This is a genomic window from Streptomyces mirabilis, from assembly GCF_039503195.1.
GTDB classification, from domain to species: domain Bacteria; phylum Actinomycetota; class Actinomycetes; order Streptomycetales; family Streptomycetaceae; genus Streptomyces; species Streptomyces mirabilis_D.
This window is the reverse complement of the sequence record NZ_JBCJKP010000001.1, coordinates 6330945-6350451: the sequence shown is the minus strand read 5'-3', so window position 1 is coordinate 6350451 and position 19507 is coordinate 6330945. Positions and strand designations below refer to the sequence as shown.

The window sequence follows — 19507 nt, the reverse complement described above, 5'->3', positions numbered from 1 at the left end:
CGAACTCGGGCACACCCCTCCAGCTCACGGGTGAGCCAGGCCTCGGCCTCGATGACAGTCGTCCGCCTCTGTGACGACACCGCCGCGCCAACTCCTCCCCGGATGAACCCCGTTCACAGAACGTATCCGGATCGGCACCCTCAGAACGCATCCGACGGCACATACGCCCCCCAAACCCCCCGCAACGCGTTGCACACCTCGCCCACCGTCGCGCGGGCGCGCAGGGCGTCCTTCATGGGGTAGAGGACGTTGTCCGTGCCCTCGGCCGCCTTCTTGAGGTGGGCGAGGGCCGCGTCCACCGCCGACTGGTCGCGCTCGGCGCGGAGCTTGGTGAGGCGTTCGGCCTGCTGGGCCTCGATGGCCGGGTCGACGCGGAGGGGCTCGTACGGCTCCTCCTCGTCGAGCTGGAAGCGGTTGACGCCGACCACGACCCGTTCACCGGAGTCGGTCTCCTGCGCGATCCGGTAGGCGCTGCGCTCGATCTCACCCTTCTGGAAGCCGTGCTCGATCCCGGACACCGCGCCGCCCAGCTCCTCGACCCTCGCCATCAGTTCGACCGCGGCCGCCTCGACGTCGTCGGTCATCTTCTCGATGACGTAACTGCCGGCGAAGGGGTCGACCGTCGCCGTCACGTCCGTCTCGTACGCCAGGACCTGCTGCGTCCGCAGGGCCAGGCGCGCGCTCTTGTCCGTCGGGAGCGCGATCGCCTCGTCGAAGGAGTTGGTGTGGAGCGACTGCGTACCGCCGAGGACCGCGCCCAGGCCCTGGACCGCGACGCGCACCAGGTTCACCTCCGGCTGCTGGGCGGTCAGCTGGACCCCGGCGGTCTGGGTGTGGAAGCGCAGCATCAGCGACTTCGGGTTCTTCGCGCCGAACTCCTCCCGCATCACCCGCGCCCAGATGCGCCTGGCCGCACGGAACTTCGCGACCTCCTCCAGGATCGTCGTACGGGCGACGAAGAAGAAGGACAGGCGGGGGGCGAAGTCGTCGACGTCCATGCCGGCGGCCACGGCCGTGCGGACGTACTCGATGCCGTCGGCGAGGGTGAACGCGATCTCCTGCGCGGGCGAGGCACCGGCCTCGGCCATGTGGTAGCCGGAGATCGAGATCGTGTTCCACTTCGGGATCTCGGCCTTGCAGTACTTGAAGATGTCCGCGATCAGCCGCAGGGAGGGCTTGGGCGGGAAGATGTACGTGCCGCGCGCGATGTACTCCTTGAGCACGTCGTTCTGGATCGTGCCCGTCAGCTGGTCGGCCGGGACGCCCTGCTCCTCCCCCACCAGCTGGTACATGAGCAGGAGCAGCGCCGCGGGAGCGTTGATCGTCATCGACGTGGACACCTTGTCCAGCGGGATGCCGCCGAACAGGATCCGCATGTCCTCCACCGAGTCGATGGCCACGCCGACCTTGCCGACCTCGCCGTGCGCGATCGGCGCGTCCGAGTCGTGGCCCATCTGGGTGGGCAGGTCGAAGGCGACCGACAGGCCCATCGTGCCGTTCGCGATCAGCTGCTTGTAGCGCGCGTTCGACTCCACGGCCGTGCCGAAGCCCGCGTACTGGCGCATCGTCCACGGGCGGCCCGTGTACATCGACGGGTAGACACCGCGGGTGAAGGGGTACGCGCCCGGCTCGCCCAGCTTCTCGGCCGGATCCCAGCCCTCCAGAACCTCGGGTCCGTAGAGGGGTTCGATGGGCAGTCCGGACTCCGACTCGCGCGCCATTGCTGTGCCTCCCGCTGAAGTTACTTACTGGTAGGTCCGACCCTCGCCACGGACTGTAGCGGCGGCCGTGCGCGGGATGGAGAGGACCGCGCTGGGACCTTGCTCACAGGCTTCATGGCTCTCAGGATTCATTGGTCACACGCTTCATTCCCCAGGATGGCGCGTCGTTCGCAACCGGGCGCGCGTGGGGAGCATCTCAGGGGACACGACGACGCACCGGGGGTTGGAATGCGTACGACTGGTATGGGGAGATCGCTGGCCGCCCTCGTGGCACTCGTCGCGGTGAGCGGCTGCACGGCCCAGGCCGTGGACGCGCACGGGAGCACGCAGGGAAAGACGTCGGGCAGCACGCGGGGCAACACGCCGCCGTCCGCCTCGAAGACGGACCCTTCGGCCACGCCGGGGGACGACAGGCCGGGCGGCACGACGCCGTCCGCCGCCGCCAAGGTCCTCTGGTCCCGCGGCGACAAGGGGAACGACGTCCGTGAGGTCCAGGCCCGGCTGCACCAGCTCGCCTGGCTCATCCCGGCGCCGACGGGGACGTACGACACCCCGACGGTCACGGCGGTGAAGGGGTTCCAGGGCAAGCGCGGGCTGCCGCGGACCGGCGAGCTGGACGCCGTCACCTGGGAGCGGCTGCGGGGGATGACGCACAAGCCGGCCGCGTGGGAGTTGTACCCGTACGGCGGGCAGCCCGCCGCGCGGCCCGACCCGCGCTGTATGACGGGCCGAGTGCTGTGCGTCAGCAAGACGAGCCGCACCCTGCGCTGGATGATCGATGGGAGGACGGTCTCGGAGATGGACGTGCGGTTCGGCTCGCAGTACACGCCGACCCGGGAAGGTGTCTTCAGCGTCTACTTCAAATCCCGCTACCACGTGTCGACGATCTACCACACGTCCATGCCGTACGCGATGTTCTTCAGCGGCGGCCAGGCGGTCCACTACTCCCCCGACTTCGCGGCCCGCGGCTACTACGGCGCCTCGCACGGCTGCGTCAACGTACGGGACGAGGGGAAGATCGCGGCGCTGTTCGCCCAGGTCCGGAACGGGGACAAGGTCGTCGTCTACTGGTGACGGCCGGCCCGGAGGGGGCGGAAGGAGTGATGGGGCGCGGGCGGGACCGGGGGAACGTGTCCCGCCCGCGCCGATGTGCACCGGGCCTGGGTACGGGGGGAACCCCGGCTCGGTGCGACGGCCGATGACCAGTCGGCTCACCCAGTACTGCGTCGGCGCGGCCGAAAACGTCACACCCGGGCGGAAGAAATTTCCGAGGGAGTAAGAAACCGCAGGTCAGACGGAAGATTGCAGGGTTCTCGGAGTTCGCGTGGCTGAGAACACGCCCGGGCCGGATGGCCGAAAGCTCGCCCAGAGGGCCGACAGCGGCGACTGCCCGGAGGGTCGGCCTCAGGGCCGACCGGAGGGCCGGCCTCAGCGGCTGCTCAGAGGGCCGACCGCAGCGGCGCGACGACCGAGCTCGGCGACGGGGCGAGGATCCCGCTGTGGCCCTGATGGCTCCCCGTACCGCCGGAGCCTGTGTGGCCGTCGCCGTCACCGCCGTTGTCCCCGCCATCGGAGCCGCTGCCCGAACCGTCGCCGAAACCGCCCCCGGCCCCCTGGCCGGAGCCGGAGTCCGAGCCCTGATCGCCCCGGCCGTCGCCCGCCCGGCCCAGGACGCCCTTGCAGTACTTCGTCACGCGCCAACCGCCGCCCGCGGCGTCCACCAGGACACGTCTGCGGCCGGACTCCAGGGTCTTGCCGTCCAGCACGTCGCGGCAGTACGAGCGTGTCTTGGCCCACCACTCGCGGGCGCGGGCCGACCGCCCCGCGTCGGAGGAGTCGGGCTGTCCGCTCGGCGCGCCGGGCCCCTGGGCCTCGTCGTCGCCGGAACCGGCACCGGCCGGCGCGCTCGTGGTGGCGCCCGGGACCGGCACCTGGGAACCGTCGCCCTTCGACGCCTCCGGCGACGGCGAGAGGGACGGCTGCCGCGGTGTCTGTGCCGCGGAAATCGTCGCGGCCGGGTGCGGCGAGTCGTCACGGAACGGAGTCGGCAGCACTCCGGTTCCGGCCGCGACGGCGACCCCGCCGATCATCCCCGCGGCCAGCGCGGCGACGATCCCGAGGCGCACCGGGCGGCCCCAACGGGGCCCCCGCGGGGGCGGACCCGGACGGCCCAGCCGGACGAGACCCGCATCGGCGGAGTGGGCCGCGGCCCCCGGGCGCACCCGTCCGCCGCGCTGGGCGACCTCACCGTTGCGGTCCGCGCGAGCCCGCTGGAACGCGGCCAACGCGACAGCCTCGCCGGGGAGTTCGGCACTGGTCGGCGTGGGTTCGGGGGCCAGCGCACCGAGCACGTCGGCGAGCCGCTTGGCCCGGCCCTGGGTGTCGGCGTCGACGGCTTCCAGCGGCTCACCACGCAGCAGACGCTCCGCGGCGTCAGGGTCCAGCCACTTGTCCTGCTCGTCGGCCATCACATGTCCTTCTGCGTCCGCGAACGCGTATGCGTCACACCCGCGGACGTCACCGCGCGTGTGCGCGACTCTGTTCGTGACTCTCTTTGTGGGGGGACGGCACCGAGGCCGCCGGCGGATTCCGGATCCGCGCCGAGCAGCTCCGCGAGCCGCTTGAGACCGCGGTGCGCCGCGGTGCGGACGGCTCCGGGGCGCTTGCCGAGGGTCTCGGCCGCGGTCTTGGCGTCGAGGCCGACGACCACGCGCAGTACGACGGCCTCCGCCTGGTCCTGGGGGAGTTGGGCGATCAGCGAGAGGGTGCTGTTGGTGGCCAGCGCCTCGATCGCCTCGCCCGCGGTGTCGGAATCCCCCGCCTTCGCGGTCAGTTCCGTCTCGTCACCGCCGATCGCAGGGCGGCGCCCGCGCATGCGTATGTGGTCGAGGGCGCGGTTGCGGGCGATCCGGGCGGCCCAGCCACGGAAGCGGTCCGCGTCACCGCTGAACCTCTCCAGGTCACGGGCGATCTGCAGCCAGGCCTCGGACGTGACGTCCTCCGCGTCCGGGTCGCCGACCAGCGTCCGTACGTATCCGAGCAGCCGTGGGTGCACCGAGCGGTACACAGTCCGGAACGCGGTCTCGTCCCCGTCCTGTGCCGCAAGCACCGCGGCGGTCAGCTCCGCGTCGTCCCCCAGCACCGCGCGCCCTTCTGCGCCTAAGCCGGCGCCGCTTTCGCGGACCGGGCTGCTCGCCGTTGTGGTTCCTCGATTGGTGGATGCGGTCCTAGGCCCCTCATGGGTGTGGTTGTCCGTCCTCCGCACCCCGGCGCGAATGGCACGTTACGGCCTGAAACCGCTCCCCGTCCATGTTCGTACAGGATGCAACTAACTGGTGACACAGCGAGGTGTGACAGAAAACGCAGCCGCGGCGCTGTAGAGAGTACGGGTCGCCGCGCGGCCCGTGCCGCGCGACGGTCGGGGCCTCTCCTGTGGGGGGTGGCGGCCCCGGCCGTTGCCATCGGCCTTCTGACTCTCCTTGAACTTGCGCCCCGGTCGGCGCTGCTCGCGCGGTCGCCAGTCGTCGCGCCACCGGGTCCGCGCCCCCTGCGCCCCGCCCTCGCGAGCGGCCCGGTACGCGGCGACGGCCCGCCCCTCGGCCTCCGGATCTACGGGAACACCCCTTACGGCGAAGGCGAGCAACACGTCGAGGGAGGTCCCGTTCTCCCCCAAGCCCCTGCCCGCCCCTGCCCGTCCTCGGTCGACCGCTTCCCGACGCTCGTCCCGAATCCCTTGGCGTCCAGGGATCGTTGGGCGTCACACCCCGGACTCCCCGTCGGCGCCGAGCTGCTGCGCCAGGCGCTTGAGGCCACGGTGGGCGGCGGTGCGGACCGCGCCCGGGCGCTTGCCGAGGACACGGGCGGCGGCGGGACCGTCGAGCCCGACGACCACCCGCAGCAGTACGGCCTCGGCCTGGTCGCGGGGCAGCCGTGCGACCAGTTCCAGGGCGCGCTCCGTGGAGAGGCTCTCCAGCGCCTGGTCGGGGGTGCTGTGGGTGCCGGGCAGTTCCAGTACGTCGTTCTCGAGCCCGGTCGCCCTGGGCCGTACCTTCTGCCTCCGCAGATGGTCGAGCGCGCGGTGCCGCGCGATGGTCGCGGTCCAGCCGCGGAACCCCGCCCCGTCCCCCTTGAACCGCCCGAGGTCCCGCGCGATCTCCAGCCAGGCGTCGGACGCCACGTCCTCCGCGTCGTCCCCGACGATCCCGCGCACGTACCCGAGCAGTCCGGGCTGCACGATCCGGTACGCCAGCGCGAAGGCCGCCTCGTCCCCCTGCTGCGCCCGCGCCACGGCCGCACCGAGCTCACCGTCGTACACCTGTACGCGGCGGGGTTCCCCTCCCTGGCCCAACGCTGTCCTCGTTCGCCCCGAGTCGGTCAGAATGCGCACCGTGCGACACGGTCGGCCGTGTCGACGCCCACGTGGTCATCTGCGTCGGGCCCCACATAAATGTCACAGCTCGTCAGGCACCCCGGGCGTCCCTCGGAACACGTCCTGGCTCAGGCGTCCGTCTCCACCGGTTCGGGCAGCGGAGCCGGCCGCGCCTGGGAGGCCGGCATCCGGTCCGCGTTCACCACGAACCCGGCGATCAGCGCGGCCAGCAGCAACGCTCCCATCGCCCACCAGGTGGCCACGTTGAAGCCGTGCACGGCGGCCCTGGAGGCGAGGGCGCGACGGTCGACGCCGGGGGCCGCGTGCGCGGTCGCGTACCGGGTCGTCACGCTCGCGGCGATCGTGTTGAGCAGCGCCGTGCCGATCGAACCGCCGACCTGCTGGGCGGTGTTGAAGGTGGCGGAGGCCGCGCCCGCGTCCCGGGGCGCGACACTCACCGTGGCCAGCGAGATGGAGGTCATCATCGCCGTGCCCATGCCGAGGCCGAGCATGAGCATGCCGGGCAGGATGTGCGAGACGTACGCGGGTGCCACCCCGACCTGCGCGATGATCGCCAGCGCGCCCGCGGCCAGCAGCAGCCCGGGGACGATGAGGGCGCGCGGCGGGACCCGGTTCAGGAGGCGGGCCGCGACCTGCGTGGAGCCGGTGATCATGCCGACGGTGATGGGGAGGTAGGCGAGTCCGGTCTTCATCGGCGAGTACCCGAGCACGCGCTGCATGTAGTAGGTGAGGAAGAGGAAGACCCCGAACATCCCGATGGTGACGAAGAGGATGGTGAGGAACGCCCCGACCCGCTGCCGGTCCCTTACCACCGACATCGGCAGCAGAGGCACCCGGGCGCGGGTCTGCCAGAGACCGAACACGCCGAGCAGCACGACCCCGGCGGCCAGCAGTCCAAGGACCAGTCCGTCGCCCCAGCTCCTCGACTCCGCCTCCGAGAAGCCGTAGACCAGCGAGAGCATTCCGGCGGAGCCGAGCACCGCGCCCGGCACATCGAGGCGCGCGTCCTCGTAGCGACCGCCGCCGCTGAGCACCGCCAGGGCGCCGGCGAACGCGACCAGGGCGATGGGCACGTTGACGTACAGGCACCAGCGCCAGTCCAGGTACTGGGTGAGGAAGCCGCCGGCGAGCAGCCCGAACGCCGCGCCCGCGCCGACGATCGCGCCGAACACGCCGAACGCCTTGCCGCGTTCCGCGGGGTCGGTGAACGTCGTCGTGAGCAGCGACAGGGCGGCGGGAGCGAGCAGTGCGGCGAACACGCCCTGGAGGGCGCGCGCCCCGAACAGCATCCCGGAGTTCGCGGCCGCGCCGCCCAGCGCGGACGCGGCGGCGAAGCCCAACAGGCCGATCATGAAGGTGAGTCGGCGACCCGCGAGGTCGGCGATCCGGCCGCCGAGCAGCAGCAGTCCGCCGAAGGCGAGGGTGTACGCGGTGATGACCCACTGCCGGTTGCCGTCCGACATGTGCAGGTCGCTCTGGGCGGAGGGCAGGGCGATGTTCACGATGGTCATGTCGAGGACGACCATCAACTGGGCGAGCGCGATGACGACCAGCGCCCACCAACGGCGGTTGTCGGCCACGAGGCCTCCCGGGTCCGGCGGTTGTCCTCATGTTCACTCCGGAGACCGCCGTTTGGGAACGGTCGCGTACCTTAAGAACCGGCAATCTCGCCGCCGTTCGGCACGCTTCCCCCTATCCCACGGCCTCGCGGCACAGCAGCCGCAGCGAGCCGTCGCCCGCGTAGCAGCGGCGGGCCTCGTCGATGGGATCCCACAGGCGCCCGTCGGGGGTGCGCAGCCAGTGCTCGCCGCCCGTCTCCCACCACTCGGCGCCGGTGCGCCGGACGACGACCTCACCGGCGTACGCGCCGAAGCCGCGCAGCACGGTGTGGAGGGCGGCGTACGGCGCCCCCTCCCGGCGTATCTCCTCGATCAGCCGGTCGACGCGCCACAGGCTCTGCGCCGAGTAGTCGAGGCGCAGCCGTGCGCCCTCGCGCATCGTCGCGACGGTGTCCGCGGCCCAGCGCACGGGCTTGGTCGCGGCGGAGGGCCTGGTCGCCCGGATCGGGTTCGCACTCGTAGCGTTCACACTCGGAAGAGCGCCTTCCGGACGGGATTCGTCACGCGTCCCGGGCACCTTCGCGACACCGGCCCAGGACCCCCATCTCCGGCCCCGAGACGGTCACAGGAACCCCTCAGGGAAACAGGTTTACGACCGTCCGCGCGCCCGGCGCGACACCACCGCGCGCAGGACGCGCCGCCCCTCCGTCGACACCTCCAGGGCGGGTCGCAGGCCGCCCGCGCCGCGGCCCGCGAGCAGTTCCAGGACGGCGACCTGGCGGCGCCGTTCGGCCGCGACGAGGGGGCCGTCGCCGTCGGCGGCGACATCGAGGAGCCGGTGGATCTGCAGGGCCGCCGCCGAACAGGCGTCGGCCCAGGCGCGCAGGGCGGACGCGCAGGGGTCGCCGGGGGCGGTGGCGAGCATGCGGCGGGCGAGTGCGGCGGCACGGTCCTCGTCACTCACGGCGGCCTCGGTCGCGGTCTCGGCTCCTGAGCCGGATCCGGGGGCGGGGACGAGGCTGGGGACGGTGTCGGCGGAGGGGTCGGCGCAGTCCAGTTCCGCCCGTGCCTTGGCGAGCCGTTCACCCCAGGCGTCGCCGTCCGCGCCGCCGTCCGCGAGGCTCGACCAGAGCGGTCGCAGAACCTCGTCGTCGCCGCCCAGCAGCGGTACGCACCGATCCAAACAAGCCAGCCCGCTCGCCGCCAGACCACGCTCGTCGGCCCGAGCGATCAGGTCCACCAGGCTCATCACGCCTCCCTCGACAGGGCGCTCCCGCTTACGGAGCCCGCACTTTCCCTTACTGCGTGCTCCGGAGCGGGAGTGTCACAGGGGCACCACTCCGAGCCGGTCGAGGAACCGGAAGAGCAGGTTTTCGGCCAAGGGGTCGGCGTCCGCGGTCAGCACGGCGAGCAGGGGCTCGGCCACCACCGTGTGCCCGGCCTCCGCGGCCCAGGCGACGGCCCGTGCCGCGGCGTCGGAGGGCTCCAGGAAGTAGTCGTCGACGGTGAGCCCCTCCTCGCCCTGCCCCAGGTGCGCGGCCATCGCCGTGCGCGCCAGACAGGTCGTCCACGCGCCGCTCCCGGGACCGGCCGCCTCGACGACCACACAGTCGCTGTTCATGACGTACCCGAAGAGCGCGGGCGCGCCGGTCTCCCGGGCGAGCGTGTTCATGCTCCCGACGTCGCCGTCACCGCTCGGGTACTCCCAGACCTGCCAGCCGTCGGGCGCCGTGGTCCGCAGCACCATCCCGTGCGCCGCGCCCAGCGCGTCCAGCTCCGCTAGCGGCCGCTCGCTTCTGCCCACGACGTAGTAGCCCCAGTAGCCCATGCCGGTTTCCCCCCGGTGGTGTTTCGGTTCGGCCGCGCCGAATACACCACAGGGCCAAGTGAATTGGCCAGGGAATCGGCCGAACCGGCGCGCCGCCTGCCTCCGACGGCCCAACGCCGACGGTCAGCGGTGGTCCCGGACGGCCGCCGGGACCGGCTCCCCGGGCGGGACCGGGCCGCGCAGGGCCTTCTCGTTCTGCATCCGGGTCAGCCGCAGGACGACGAGGATGGCGAGTACGGCGGCCACGACGCCGGTGACGTCCGCGAACAACACGTCGCCCGCGGCGACGTAGAGCTCCGCGGCGGTCTCGGCGCTGCGGTAACGGACGAACCCGGTCCGGCCGACGACCAGTGTGATGATCCACATCGCCCACCAGGCGTTGACGAGCCCGTGTGAGGTGCGGGTGCCGGCGGGACGGCTCGCGTCCCAGGTGTTGAGCATGATCCGGCGCGGGAACCAGAGGTTCACCACCGGCACGAACCAGCCCCAGCCCGTCCAGGCGCGCCCCATCTCGTGCCCGAACGGGTCGAACACCTCGGCGTTGATCCGCACCCGGTGGAACCAGACGAGGTAGACGACGACCGTGGCGACCAGGGAGGCCACTTGCACGACCCCGACCGCGGCCATGACCGAGTCCGCGTGGGCCGCGTCCCGCTGGACCGCCTCGCCGACCTCGCCGTCCACGATGGTGCCCGTGACGTCGTAGACCTTGACGCCCGCCCAGATCGCGAGGAGACCCACGGCGACGACCATGCCGAGCAGCACCGCGACCGCCCTCCCGAGACCCACCGGCGAGCGCAGCCAGGCATCCCCGTGCGGCGGCGCCGTGGTGCCCCCGGGCACGGGCATGGGCGTACTGGACATGAAACCCCCCGAATCACCGGCACATGAGTCCGTGCCGGTGGAAGAAACCGGGCGCGCTCCTCCCCAGGGGCACACCCGGCACACGAATCACCAGGGAAGATACGCCTCAGCCCAGCCGGTTCGCCAAATTCTTGAAGTCCGTCCAGGACAGCGTCGGCCGGCCCGGGTCCCACAGCTTCTGGATCGTGGCGCGCAGCGGCATCCTGATCCCCGCCGCCACCTGGTCCTGGGTCTGGGAGTTCGCGCGGTCGGACCAGACGGCGAAGCTCCCGCCGAGGATCTGGCCGTCGTACTTGGCGGGGACCGGTGTGGTGCCGCGGACGACGAGCGGGGTCCACTGCTCGTAGATGCGCTGCCCGGTCGGGTAGACGAAGGTCTGCGGCTCACCGAGGACGTAGTAGAGGTACTCGTCGTTGTAGTTGATGAGTTTGCGGCCCGCGCTCAGGTATTCGACGGGCGGCCGCGCGCCGAGCTCCTTGCCCGTCCAGTACGCGACCTCCAGGTCCTTGTCCGCCTGGACCGTGCCGCCGCGGAAGAACCCGTCGTTCCAGGCCCGTGCGGTCCGGTCGTGGCCGCGCACCACCTGGGCGCGGGCGTTGAGCCAGCCGGTGGCGAGGTCCGCGACGGTGGCGCCGGGGCCGTAGGCCTGCTTGGCGGCCGCGGCCAGCTGAGGGTAGGAGGTCGACGGGCTGGCCACGGTCAGGGCCTGGTACTCGTCGCCGCCGAGGTGCCAGTACGGGCCGGGGAAGAGACCGGCGTACTCGTTCAGCAGGTCGTCGACGAGGGAGGCCGCGGCGGGCTTGGAGATGTCGACGGTGCCGCGCGGGGCGGTTCCCGCGACGCTGCGCAGCTGGAGGTCGGGGTGGGCGGCGATCACCGCGCCGAGGTGGCCCGGCGAGTCGATCTCGGGGACGACATGGATGTGGCGGCTCTCCGCGAGGGCGACGATGTCGCGGACGTCCGTCTTGCTGAGGTGGTCCTTCGACACGATCTCCGGGTGGGTGTCCGACTGGATACGGAAGCCCTGGTCGTCGGAGAAGTGCAGCCCCAGTTCGTTGTACTTCAGATCGCCCAGTTCCCGGATCCGGTCCTCTATCCAGGCCGCGGAGTAGGGCTTGCGCGCGATGTCGAGCATGAACCCGCGGCGTGGCTTGGCGGGCTGGTCGCGCACGACGCCCTCGGGCGCCGTACCGCCCCCGTGCACCTCCTGCTTGAGGGTGCGGGTGCCGTAGAAGACGCCCGCCTCGCCGGGCGCGGAGATGGTGACCCGACGGTTCTTGACGGTCAGGGTGTAGGACTCCGGGTCGGCGCCGCCGCTGTTCAGGCCGAGCTCGACGTCACCGTCCTTGGCCCCCGTCTGTCCGGCGTACGACAGTTTCAGCTCGTCGGCGAGCAGCTTTCCCTCGTCGGCGAGGGCGGCGTCGTCGACGACCACGCGGGCGCCCGCCGCGGGACGCCAGCCGGGGCCGCGCGCCGGGGTGTGCTCGCGCACGGCGGGGATGGTGCGCGGGGCCCGGGAGAGAGGGTAGGTCCGGGTCGGTGTGGGGGACGGTGGGGGCGCGGCCCCGGCCGCCGTCCGGCCCGGAGTGACGCTCGCCCCGGTCGGCGCGCCGGCGTCACCGGACGGCCACAGCGTGACGGTCGCCGCCACGGCACCCGTCACCACCGCCACCCCGACCGCTATCAGTACCGGCCGCTTCCCGTCCTGCACCGGCGCCCGTCGTCGCCTGCCCGTGCTCACCGCACCACGCCCTTCGCTTCGGTAACCGAGGCCCACGCCCTGACGTACGCATCGAGCGCCTCGTACACCTCACGTCGTACCCCCCCGGACGTTCCACGCTCCCCCTCTCCACGTCACCCGTCCACCGCAGGCTCCGAAACTCTCCCGTCCGGGTGACATTCGGGCATCCGTCGGACACCTCCCGTCAATCATGGATAACGTGGTGGCACGACTCTCACTTCTTCCCCTGCCGCACCACACGTGACGTTCACAGGACGTCACGGCATCCCGTCGACATCCCACCGCCGAGGACCCACGCTGCCGTCGCACCGTCTTCCACGCCTCCCCGGCCAGGTCGCCCCACCCCAGCAGAAGAGCGTGCCGTCGTCCCCGGCGCGCCTGGAGCCGTTCAACTCAGCGCCCGCCGACTCCGTCGTGCGCGCGCTCCTGACCTGCTGCCGCAGCCTGCGCTGGGCCCACCGGCTGGCCGATCACCGGCCCTACCCGGACCTGGACGCCTTCCTGGCCGCGGCCGACGAGGCGGGCTACGACCTCACCCCGGCCGACCTGACCGAGGCCCTCGCGGGCGAGTCCCTCACGCTGCTCCCGGACGGCGCCTACTCCGCCGCCCACACGGCCCTGAGCGCGGCCCACGCGGCCTACGAAAGCCGATTCGGGCACGTGTTCGTCATCTGTCTGGACGACTTCTCCCCGGAGGAATCACTGGATCAGGTGCTGGCCGGAATCCGATCACGATTGACAAACGATCCCGAAGAGGAGCGGCTGGTCACGGCGGAGGAGCTGCGCCGTCTGGCCAGGGGGCGCCTGACGCGCCTCCTCGGGGACGCGGCGTCCTGGACCGTCCGGAATAGCCCGAACGTGCCTGATTGATTGCCAGTTTGATCACATAGATAGGGCCGCTGTAAACGTTCCGACAAGTCGTCGCTACGATGGCCGGGGCCGGTGGACCGTACCCGGCCGGGCCGACCGACACAGAAGCCGGCAGGCCCCAATCCCCGCTCCCGGAGGGTTCTTCCGTGCCGGCTGGAACGCTGTACCGCGGCCGGGAAGGAATGTGGTCCTGGGTGGCTCATCGAGTCACCGGCGTCCTCATCTTCTTCTTCCTGTTCGTACACGTGCTGGACACCGCTCTCGTCCGTGTCTCCCCCGAGGACTACGACAGGGTCGTGTCCACGTACAAGAATCCGATCGTCGCGCTGCTGGAGTACGGCCTCGTCGCCGCCATCCTCTTCCACGCGCTCAACGGCCTGCGCATCATCGCCGTCGACTTCTGGTCGAAGGGCCCGCGCTACCAGAAGCAGATGCTCTGGTCCGTCGTCGGTATCTGGGTCGTGCTGATGGTCGGGGCCCTCTACCCCGTCCTCGGTCACGCATTCCGCGAAGTCTTCGGGAGCTGACGCAGATGTCCACTACTGAGACCGCCGCTTCCGGCATCGGCCCCGTCGAGGGCGCGGGTGAGTTCTCCGCGTACAGCGTCGACAACCCGGCGCCGTTCATCGAGGCCCCGCGCAAGCGCACCAAGAAGACCCCGAAGTCCACTCGTGGCAACTTCGAGATGTACGGCTGGCTGTTCATGCGCCTGTCCGGCATCGTGCTGGTCGTCCTCGTCATCGGCCACCTGCTCATCCAGCTCGTCCTCGACGGCGGTGTCTCCAAGATCGGCTTCGCGTTCGTCGCGGGCCGCTGGGCCTCCCCGTGGTGGCAGGCCTGGGACCTCGCGATGCTGTGGCTCGCGATGCTGCACGGCACCAACGGCCTGCGCACGGTCATCAACGACTACGCGGAGCGCGCGAACACCCGGCTGTGGCTCAAGGGCCTGCTCTACACCGCCACGGTGTTCACCATCCTGCTGGGCACGCTGGTGATCTTCACCTTCGACCCGAACATCCGCTAGGCACGGGGCTGAGGTAACCGACTCATGCAGATCCACAAGTACGACACCGTCATCGTGGGCGCCGGCGGCGCCGGCATGCGCGCCGCCATCGAGGCGACGAAGCGCAGCCGCACCGCCGTGCTGACGAAGCTCTACCCCACCCGCTCCCACACGGGCGCGGCGCAGGGCGGCATGGCCGCCGCGCTCGCCAACGTGGAGGAGGACAACTGGGAGTGGCACACCTTCGACACGGTCAAGGGCGGTGACTACCTGGTCGACCAGGACGCCGCCGAGATCCTGGCGAAGGAGGCCATCGACTCGGTCCTCGACCTCGAGAAGATGGGCCTTCCCTTCAACCGGACGCCCGAGGGCAGGATCGACCAGCGCCGCTTCGGCGGTCACTCCCGCAACCACGGCGAGGCCCCGGTCCGCCGGTCCTGCTACGCCGCGGACCGCACCGGCCACATGATCCTCCAGACGCTGTACCAGAACTGCGTCAAGGAGGGCGTGGAGTTCTTCAACGAGTTCTACGTCCTCGACCAGCTGATCACCGAGGTCGACGGCGTCAAGCACTCGGCCGGTGTGGTCGCCTACGAACTGGCGACCGGCGAGATCCACGTCTTCCAGGCGAAGGCCGTGATCTACGCGTCCGGCGGCACCGGCAAGTTCTTCAAGGTGACCTCCAACGCGCACACCCTGACGGGTGACGGCCAGGCGGCCGTCTACCGTCGCGGGCTGCCGCTGGAGGACATGGAGTTCTTCCAGTTCCACCCGACCGGCATCTGGCGCATGGGCATCCTGCTGACGGAGGGCGCCCGCGGTGAGGGCGGCATCCTCCGCAACAAGGACGGCGAGCGCTTCATGGAGAAGTACGCGCCGGTCATGAAGGACCTCGCGTCCCGTGACGTCGTCTCGCGCTCCATCTACACGGAGATCCGTGAGGGCCGCGGCTGCGGTCCCGAGGGCGACCACGTCTACCTCGACCTCACGCACCTCCCGCCGGAGCAGCTGGACGCCAAGCTCCCGGACATCACGGAGTTCGCGCGCACCTACCTCGGCATCGAGCCCTACACGGACCCGATCCCGATCCAGCCCACCGCGCACTACGCCATGGGCGGCATCCCCACGAACGTCCAGGGTGAGGTGCTCCGCGACAACACGACCGTCGTGCCGGGCCTGTACGCCGCCGGCGAGGTCGCCTGTGTGTCCGTGCACGGCGCCAACCGCCTCGGCACCAACTCGCTCCTGGACATCAACGTGTTCGGGCGCCGCGCGGGCATCGCCGCCGCCGAGTACTCGGCGAAGGCCGGCTATGTCGAGCTGCCCGAGGACCCCGCCTCGCAGGTCGTCTCGCAGGTCGAGCACCTGCGCAACTCCACGGGCACGGAGCGGGTCGCCGCGCTGCGCCTGGAGCTGCAGGAGTGCATGGACGCCAACGTGATGGTGTTCCGCACCGAGCAGACGATCAAGACGGCGGTCGAGAAGATCGCCGAGCTGCGCGAGCGCTACCGGAACGTCTCGATCCAGGACAAGGGCAAGCGGTTCAACACGGACCTCCTCGAGGCCATCGAGCTGGGTAACCTGCTCGACCTGGCCGAGGTCATGGCCGTCTCCGCGCTCGCCCGCAAGGAGTCCCGCGGCGGTCACTACCGCGAGGACTACCCGAACCGCGACGACGTCAACTTCATGCGCCACACCATGGCGTACCGCGAGGTCGGCGACGACGGCACCGAGTCCATCCGTCTCGACTACAAGCCGGTCGTCCAGACCCGCTACCAGCCGATGGAGCGTAAGTACTGATGGCTACCCCGACCCTCGACAAGGCGGACAGCGCCGGCCAGCCCGAGGCGGGCTTCGCCGACTCGCCGTACATCACCGCCACCTTCCGCATCCGCCGCTTCAACCCCGAGGTCGCGGCGGAGGCGGTCTGGGAAGACTTCCAGCTGGAGATCGACCCGAAGGAGCGCGTCCTCGACGCCCTCCACAAGATCAAGTGGGACCAGGACGGAACCCTCACGTTCCGTCGCTCCTGCGCGCACGGCATCTGCGGCTCGGACGCCATGCGGATCAACGGCAAGAACCGTCTCGCCTGCAAGACGCTGATCAAGGACATCAACCCCGCCAAGCCGATCACGGTCGAGCCCATCAAGGGTCTGACGGTCCTCAAGGACCTCGTGGTCGACATGGAGCCGTTCTTCCAGGCGTACCGCGATGTGATGCCCTTCCTGATCACGAAGGACACCAACGAGCCGACGCGCGAGCGTCTGCAGTCCGCCGAGGACCGCGAGCGCTTCGACGACACCACCAAGTGCATCCTGTGCGCGGCGTGCACGTCGTCCTGCCCGGTCTTCTGGAACGACGGCCAGTACTTCGGTCCGGCCGCCATCGTCAACGCGCACCGCTTCATCTTCGACAGCCGTGACGAAGCGGGCGAGCAGCGCCTGGAGATCCTCAACGACAAGGACGGCGTGTGGCGTTGCCGCACCACGTTCAACTGCACGGACGCCTGCCCGCGCGGTATCGAGGTCACGAAGGCGATCCAGGAAGTGAAGCGCGCGCTGATCACGCGTCGCTTCTGACGCTTCTGTCAGCTTTCGCATCAAGAACCCCGCCTCCGTACAAGCTACGTACGGAGGCGGGTTTTTCTTTCCACATGTGACCGTATACGGTCAATCCGATCCCTCTGCCACAGTTCGAACCCCGATGTCCACAGCAACGGGGGCGGCATAAGCACGCCGGCCACTCGGGCGGTTGCCGGCCAGCGGTCCCAGTACCCCCGCTCCTGGCCCTGCTCCTCCAGCCCTTTCAAGTCCGGGCCGTACGCGTGCTGGAAGTCACTGTGCCCCGTGCAGCTTCCGGCGCGCACAAGGCTCCAGAAACCGCCGACCATTTTGGACACAAGGGAGTGGACCTGCCCCGCGTGCGGCACGGTCCATGACCGGGACCACAATGCCGCGAAGCATGTCAAAACGGCCACCGGACTGGCGGTCGCAGCAGCGAACGAGAAGCCCCGAATCCTCGGGCTCGAGCCCGAGGAGCATTCTCGCGTCCCGCCCCCGCGCGGCCCTCGATCCCTACGGCACCGGCACCCCCGGCGTCTTCCTGTGCTCGGCGGCGGCCCCGCCCGGCCCCGGCGTGCATGGCAGGTGCGGCTACCCCGCGGCGCGCCCGGCCTTGCACCACCTGGGGGACCCGCACGGTCAGCCACCGGGACCCCGGCGCGGCCCGTACCTAATCTGATGGCATGTCAGATGATGTGTCGTACGAGCTGCTCGGCTTCGACAACGTGCTGCTGCCCGTCGGGAACCTCGGTGCCGCGGTGGAGTTCTACGGGCGGGCCGGCATTCCGGTGGCGTTCCGGCTCGATGAGGCCGGGATCGCGCTGCTGAAGGTGGGCAAGGAGACGCCGGGACTGCTGCTGCGACTGGAGGAGGAGCTCGGCCCGCGGCCGCCGCTGTGGGCCTCGGCGCGGGTGTGGCTTGAGGTCAGGGACGCGCGGGCCACGGCCGACGCGCTGGCCTCGGCGGGCATCCGGCCGCTCGCGCCCGTCTTCCCGGTCGCCACCGGCTGGACCGTCGAGATCGCCGACCCCTGGGGCAACGTCATCGGCTTCACGGACTACGGCAAGCGGCCCGAGCTGGGCCGCCACCAGGCGTGACCCGCCTCACCCCACACCGCGCACCCTCCTGACTTGAACATGTTCAAAAGCAGGTCTACATTCCTTCTCGACAGCGTTTTGAACGCGTTCAAGAAGGGGTGGGGACATGGACCTCACGGTCGTCGCGTACGTCATCTATCTGCTGGTCAGCATCGCGCTGACGGTCTGGGTGGCACGCACGCTCAGCCACAACGGGCGGATCTTCCTCGCCGACGTGCTGCACGGGAACGAGAAACTCGCCGACGCCGTCAACCACCTCCTGGTGGTGGGCTTCTACCTCGTCAACCTGGGCTTCGTCGCGCTCTATCTGAACGGCGACGACGCCGGGATCACCGACACCCGCGGGATCTTCGAGGCCCTGTCGACCAAGCTCGGCGTCGTCCTGCTCGTCCTCGGGGTCATGCACCTCGGCAACGTGTACGTGCTCAACAAGATCCGGCGGCGGGGCGTCATGGAGCGGGAGCAGCTGCCGCCCGTCGCGCCGACGGACTGGGTGGCGCCGACGGCCGGGGCGTGAGCACCATGACCGGCCTCGAGGCCACCCGTGACCGGGACGCCGCACGCGTCCCGGTCCTCGGGCTCACCGTCCTCTACGACGCCTCGTGCTCGCTGTGCACCTTCCTGCGCGACTGGCTGGGCAAGCAGCCCCAGCTGGTGCCGCTGCGGCTCGTGCCGGCCGGTTCCGAGCTGGCCAGGGCACTCTTCCCCGCCCTCGACCACCGCGCCACCCTCGACGAGATCACCGTCGTCGGGGACGGCGGTCAGGTCTACCGCGGGGCCGCCGCCTGGGTCGTCTGCCTGTGGGCGCTGCGCGAGCACCGGCCGCTCGCCCACCGGCTGAGCACCCCGGCAGGGGCCCGGCTCGCCAAGGGCGCGATGCTCGCCGCCGCGAAGTGGCGCTCCGCGCACGCCCAGCAGGGATGGGGCGGGGGCGCGTACCGGCGGGGGGACGGGTGGGTGTACGAACCGGGTGGCGGATGGACGTACCGGCCTCCCGGCTGTGACAGCGGCTCCTGTTCGACTCGTTAGGCTCTGTTCCCGTGCCAGCACCGACAGACAGCCCCGGCCCGGACGACACCAGCGCGCCAGGAAAGGCCCAGGAAAAGGGTCCCGCCAAGAGCGAGCAGACCCGCGCGCTGATCCTGGAGACCGCGCTGCGGCTGTTCCAGGAGCGGGGGTACGACAAGACGACCATGCGGGCGATCGCCCAGGAGGCCGGGGTCTCCGTCGGCAACGCGTACTACTACTTCGCCGGCAAGGAGCACCTCATCCAGGGCTTCTACGACCGGATCGGCGCCGAGCACCAGGCGGCGATCCGGCCGGTCCTGGAGCGCGAGAAGGATCTGGAGGCGCGGATCGCGGGCGTACTGAAGGCGTGGCTGGACGTGGCGGAGCCGTACCACGAGTTCGCGGCGCAGTTCTTCAAGAACGCCGCCGACCCGGAGAGCCCGCTCAGCCCCTTCTCCCCCGAGTCGGCGGGCCCGCGCGAGGAGTCCATCGCCATACACCGCGAGGTGCTCGCCGGATCGAAGGCGAAGGTTCCGGAGGAGCTGAGGGACGTCCTGCCCGAGCTGATGTGGCTGTCGCAGATGGGGCTCGTCCTGTACTGGGTCTTCGACCGCACGGAGGGGCGCGAACGCAGCTACCGGCTCGCCGAGCGCGGCGCCCGCATCACCACCCGGGGCGTCTCACTGGCCCGCTTCCGCGTCCTGCGCCCGCTCGTCCACGAGGTGCACGAGCTGTTCACGGACTTCCTGCCGGGGATGACGAAGCTGCTGCCGGATCCGGGGCGGGGCTCCACGACCGGGTGACGAGACGTTCGACCTACGAGGATGTTCTCGACACCAGCCATGGGAGGCACGTGATGTCCGCG

Annotated in this window: 21 protein-coding genes; 11 read left to right on the top strand and 10 right to left on the bottom strand. The window is 70.8% G+C overall.

What is annotated here, in order from left to right:
* Positions 1-140 precede the first annotated feature (140 nt).
* Positions 141-1721: an acyl-CoA mutase large subunit family protein gene (locus AAFF41_RS29330; protein WP_343324883.1), complete on the bottom strand. Its 1581-nt coding sequence runs from the start codon at positions 1719-1721 to the stop codon at positions 141-143.
* A gap of 228 nt (positions 1722-1949) precedes the next feature.
* Between AAFF41_RS29330 and AAFF41_RS29325 the strand changes: the two genes are divergently transcribed.
* A complete protein-coding gene (locus AAFF41_RS29325; RefSeq protein WP_319751541.1) occupies positions 1950-2795 on the top strand; it encodes a L,D-transpeptidase family protein in 846 nt (281 codons plus the stop codon).
* A gap of 365 nt (positions 2796-3160) precedes the next feature.
* Here the strand turns inward: AAFF41_RS29325 and AAFF41_RS29320 are convergent, their stop codons facing one another.
* From AAFF41_RS29320 to AAFF41_RS29280, 9 genes are all read right to left on the bottom strand, one after another.
* A complete protein-coding gene (locus AAFF41_RS29320; RefSeq protein WP_319751542.1) occupies positions 3161-4189 on the bottom strand; it encodes a hypothetical protein in 1029 nt (342 codons plus the stop codon).
* On the bottom strand, positions 4189-4863 hold the full coding sequence (locus AAFF41_RS29315) for an RNA polymerase sigma factor (protein ID WP_319751543.1): 675 nt from the start codon (positions 4861-4863) through the stop codon (positions 4189-4191). The genes AAFF41_RS29320 and AAFF41_RS29315 overlap by 1 nt, the downstream gene beginning before the upstream one ends.
* A 615-nt stretch (positions 4864-5478) precedes the next feature.
* Complete coding sequence (locus AAFF41_RS29310; protein ID WP_319751544.1) at positions 5479-6069, bottom strand: RNA polymerase sigma factor; 591 nt, start codon at positions 6067-6069, stop codon at positions 5479-5481.
* A gap of 149 nt (positions 6070-6218) precedes the next feature.
* Positions 6219-7691 carry a DHA2 family efflux MFS transporter permease subunit gene (locus AAFF41_RS29305; RefSeq protein ID WP_343324882.1) on the bottom strand — a complete coding sequence of 491 codons (1473 nt, stop codon included), beginning with the start codon at positions 7689-7691 and terminating at the stop codon, positions 6219-6221.
* A gap of 112 nt (positions 7692-7803) precedes the next feature.
* Positions 7804-8199 carry a hypothetical protein gene (locus tag AAFF41_RS29300; RefSeq protein ID WP_060899930.1) on the bottom strand — a complete coding sequence of 132 codons (396 nt, stop codon included), beginning with the start codon at positions 8197-8199 and terminating at the stop codon, positions 7804-7806.
* Between the two features lie 120 nt (positions 8200-8319).
* The gene (locus tag AAFF41_RS29295; protein WP_343324881.1) at positions 8320-8919 is read right to left on the bottom strand and encodes a hypothetical protein; all 600 of its coding nucleotides are present in this window, start codon (positions 8917-8919) and stop codon (positions 8320-8322) included.
* Between the two features lie 75 nt (positions 8920-8994).
* Positions 8995-9498, bottom strand: a complete 504-nt coding sequence (locus AAFF41_RS29290) for a hypothetical protein (protein ID WP_060901438.1) — start codon at positions 9496-9498, stop codon at positions 8995-8997.
* Between the two features lie 123 nt (positions 9499-9621).
* Positions 9622-10347 (bottom strand): DUF4328 domain-containing protein, encoded by a 726-nt coding sequence (locus AAFF41_RS29285; protein ID WP_343324880.1) that lies wholly within the window; start codon positions 10345-10347, stop codon positions 9622-9624.
* A 121-nt stretch (positions 10348-10468) separates the two neighbouring features.
* Positions 10469-12103, bottom strand: a complete 1635-nt coding sequence (locus tag AAFF41_RS29280; RefSeq protein WP_343324879.1) for a beta-N-acetylhexosaminidase — start codon at positions 12101-12103, stop codon at positions 10469-10471.
* Positions 12104-12460: 357 nt separating this feature from the next.
* Between AAFF41_RS29280 and AAFF41_RS29275 the strand changes: the two genes are divergently transcribed.
* The 10 genes from AAFF41_RS29275 (at position 12461) to AAFF41_RS29230 (ending at position 19445) form a co-directional block, all read left to right on the top strand.
* Complete coding sequence (locus tag AAFF41_RS29275) at positions 12461-12973, top strand: 2-oxo-4-hydroxy-4-carboxy-5-ureidoimidazoline decarboxylase (protein ID WP_319751550.1); 513 nt, start codon at positions 12461-12463, stop codon at positions 12971-12973.
* Between the two features lie 146 nt (positions 12974-13119).
* Entirely contained in the window at positions 13120-13500 is a 381-nt protein-coding gene (sdhC, locus tag AAFF41_RS29270; RefSeq protein ID WP_075028381.1) for a succinate dehydrogenase, cytochrome b556 subunit, read from the top strand.
* Between the two features lie 5 nt (positions 13501-13505).
* Complete coding sequence (locus AAFF41_RS29265) at positions 13506-13997, top strand: succinate dehydrogenase hydrophobic membrane anchor subunit (protein WP_319751551.1); 492 nt, start codon at positions 13506-13508, stop codon at positions 13995-13997.
* A gap of 24 nt (positions 13998-14021) precedes the next feature.
* On the top strand, positions 14022-15776 hold the full coding sequence (gene sdhA / locus AAFF41_RS29260; protein ID WP_054233702.1) for a succinate dehydrogenase flavoprotein subunit: 1755 nt from the start codon (positions 14022-14024) through the stop codon (positions 15774-15776).
* Entirely contained in the window at positions 15776-16555 is a 780-nt protein-coding gene (locus tag AAFF41_RS29255) for a succinate dehydrogenase iron-sulfur subunit (protein ID WP_054233703.1), read from the top strand. The genes sdhA and AAFF41_RS29255 overlap by 1 nt, the downstream gene beginning before the upstream one ends.
* Before the next feature lie 267 nt (positions 16556-16822).
* The gene (locus tag AAFF41_RS51685; protein ID WP_425526171.1) at positions 16823-17365 is read left to right on the top strand and encodes a zinc ribbon domain-containing protein; all 543 of its coding nucleotides are present in this window, start codon (positions 16823-16825) and stop codon (positions 17363-17365) included.
* Positions 17263-17634 (top strand): VOC family protein, encoded by a 372-nt coding sequence (locus tag AAFF41_RS29245; protein ID WP_425526170.1) that lies wholly within the window; start codon positions 17263-17265, stop codon positions 17632-17634. Before AAFF41_RS51685 ends, AAFF41_RS29245 begins: the two co-directional genes overlap by 103 nt.
* Before the next feature lie 106 nt (positions 17635-17740).
* Positions 17741-18151, top strand: a complete 411-nt coding sequence (locus AAFF41_RS29240) for a hypothetical protein (RefSeq protein WP_054233707.1) — start codon at positions 17741-17743, stop codon at positions 18149-18151.
* Positions 18152-18156: 5 nt separating this feature from the next.
* Complete coding sequence (locus AAFF41_RS29235; RefSeq protein ID WP_319751581.1) at positions 18157-18663, top strand: thiol-disulfide oxidoreductase DCC family protein; 507 nt, start codon at positions 18157-18159, stop codon at positions 18661-18663.
* Positions 18664-18674: 11 nt separating this feature from the next.
* Positions 18675-19445, top strand: a complete 771-nt coding sequence (locus AAFF41_RS29230; protein WP_097285955.1) for a TetR/AcrR family transcriptional regulator — start codon at positions 18675-18677, stop codon at positions 19443-19445.
* Positions 19446-19507 lie beyond the last annotated feature (62 nt).

Excerpts from the sequence above, each read along its gene's own strand:
- AAFF41_RS29330 (WP_343324883.1), bottom strand. The coding sequence starts at position 1,721 with ATGGCGCGCGAGTCGGAGTCCGGACTGCCCATCGAACCCCTCTACGGA.
- AAFF41_RS29325 (WP_319751541.1), top strand. The coding sequence starts at position 1,950 with ATGCGTACGACTGGTATGGGGAGATCGCTGGCCGCCCTCGTGGCACTC.
- AAFF41_RS29320 (WP_319751542.1), bottom strand. The coding sequence starts at position 4,189 with ATGGCCGACGAGCAGGACAAGTGGCTGGACCCTGACGCCGCGGAGCGT.
- AAFF41_RS29295 (WP_343324881.1), bottom strand. The coding sequence starts at position 8,919 with ATGAGCCTGGTGGACCTGATCGCTCGGGCCGACGAGCGTGGTCTGGCG.
- AAFF41_RS29290 (WP_060901438.1), bottom strand. The coding sequence starts at position 9,498 with ATGGGCTACTGGGGCTACTACGTCGTGGGCAGAAGCGAGCGGCCGCTA.
- AAFF41_RS29285 (WP_343324880.1), bottom strand. The coding sequence starts at position 10,347 with ATGCCCGTGCCCGGGGGCACCACGGCGCCGCCGCACGGGGATGCCTGG.
- AAFF41_RS29265 (WP_319751551.1), top strand. The coding sequence starts at position 13,506 with ATGTCCACTACTGAGACCGCCGCTTCCGGCATCGGCCCCGTCGAGGGC.
- sdhA (WP_054233702.1), top strand. The coding sequence starts at position 14,022 with ATGCAGATCCACAAGTACGACACCGTCATCGTGGGCGCCGGCGGCGCC.
- AAFF41_RS29255 (WP_054233703.1), top strand. The coding sequence starts at position 15,776 with ATGGCTACCCCGACCCTCGACAAGGCGGACAGCGCCGGCCAGCCCGAG.
- AAFF41_RS29240 (WP_054233707.1), top strand. The coding sequence starts at position 17,741 with ATGGACCTCACGGTCGTCGCGTACGTCATCTATCTGCTGGTCAGCATC.
- AAFF41_RS29235 (WP_319751581.1), top strand. The coding sequence starts at position 18,157 with ATGACCGGCCTCGAGGCCACCCGTGACCGGGACGCCGCACGCGTCCCG.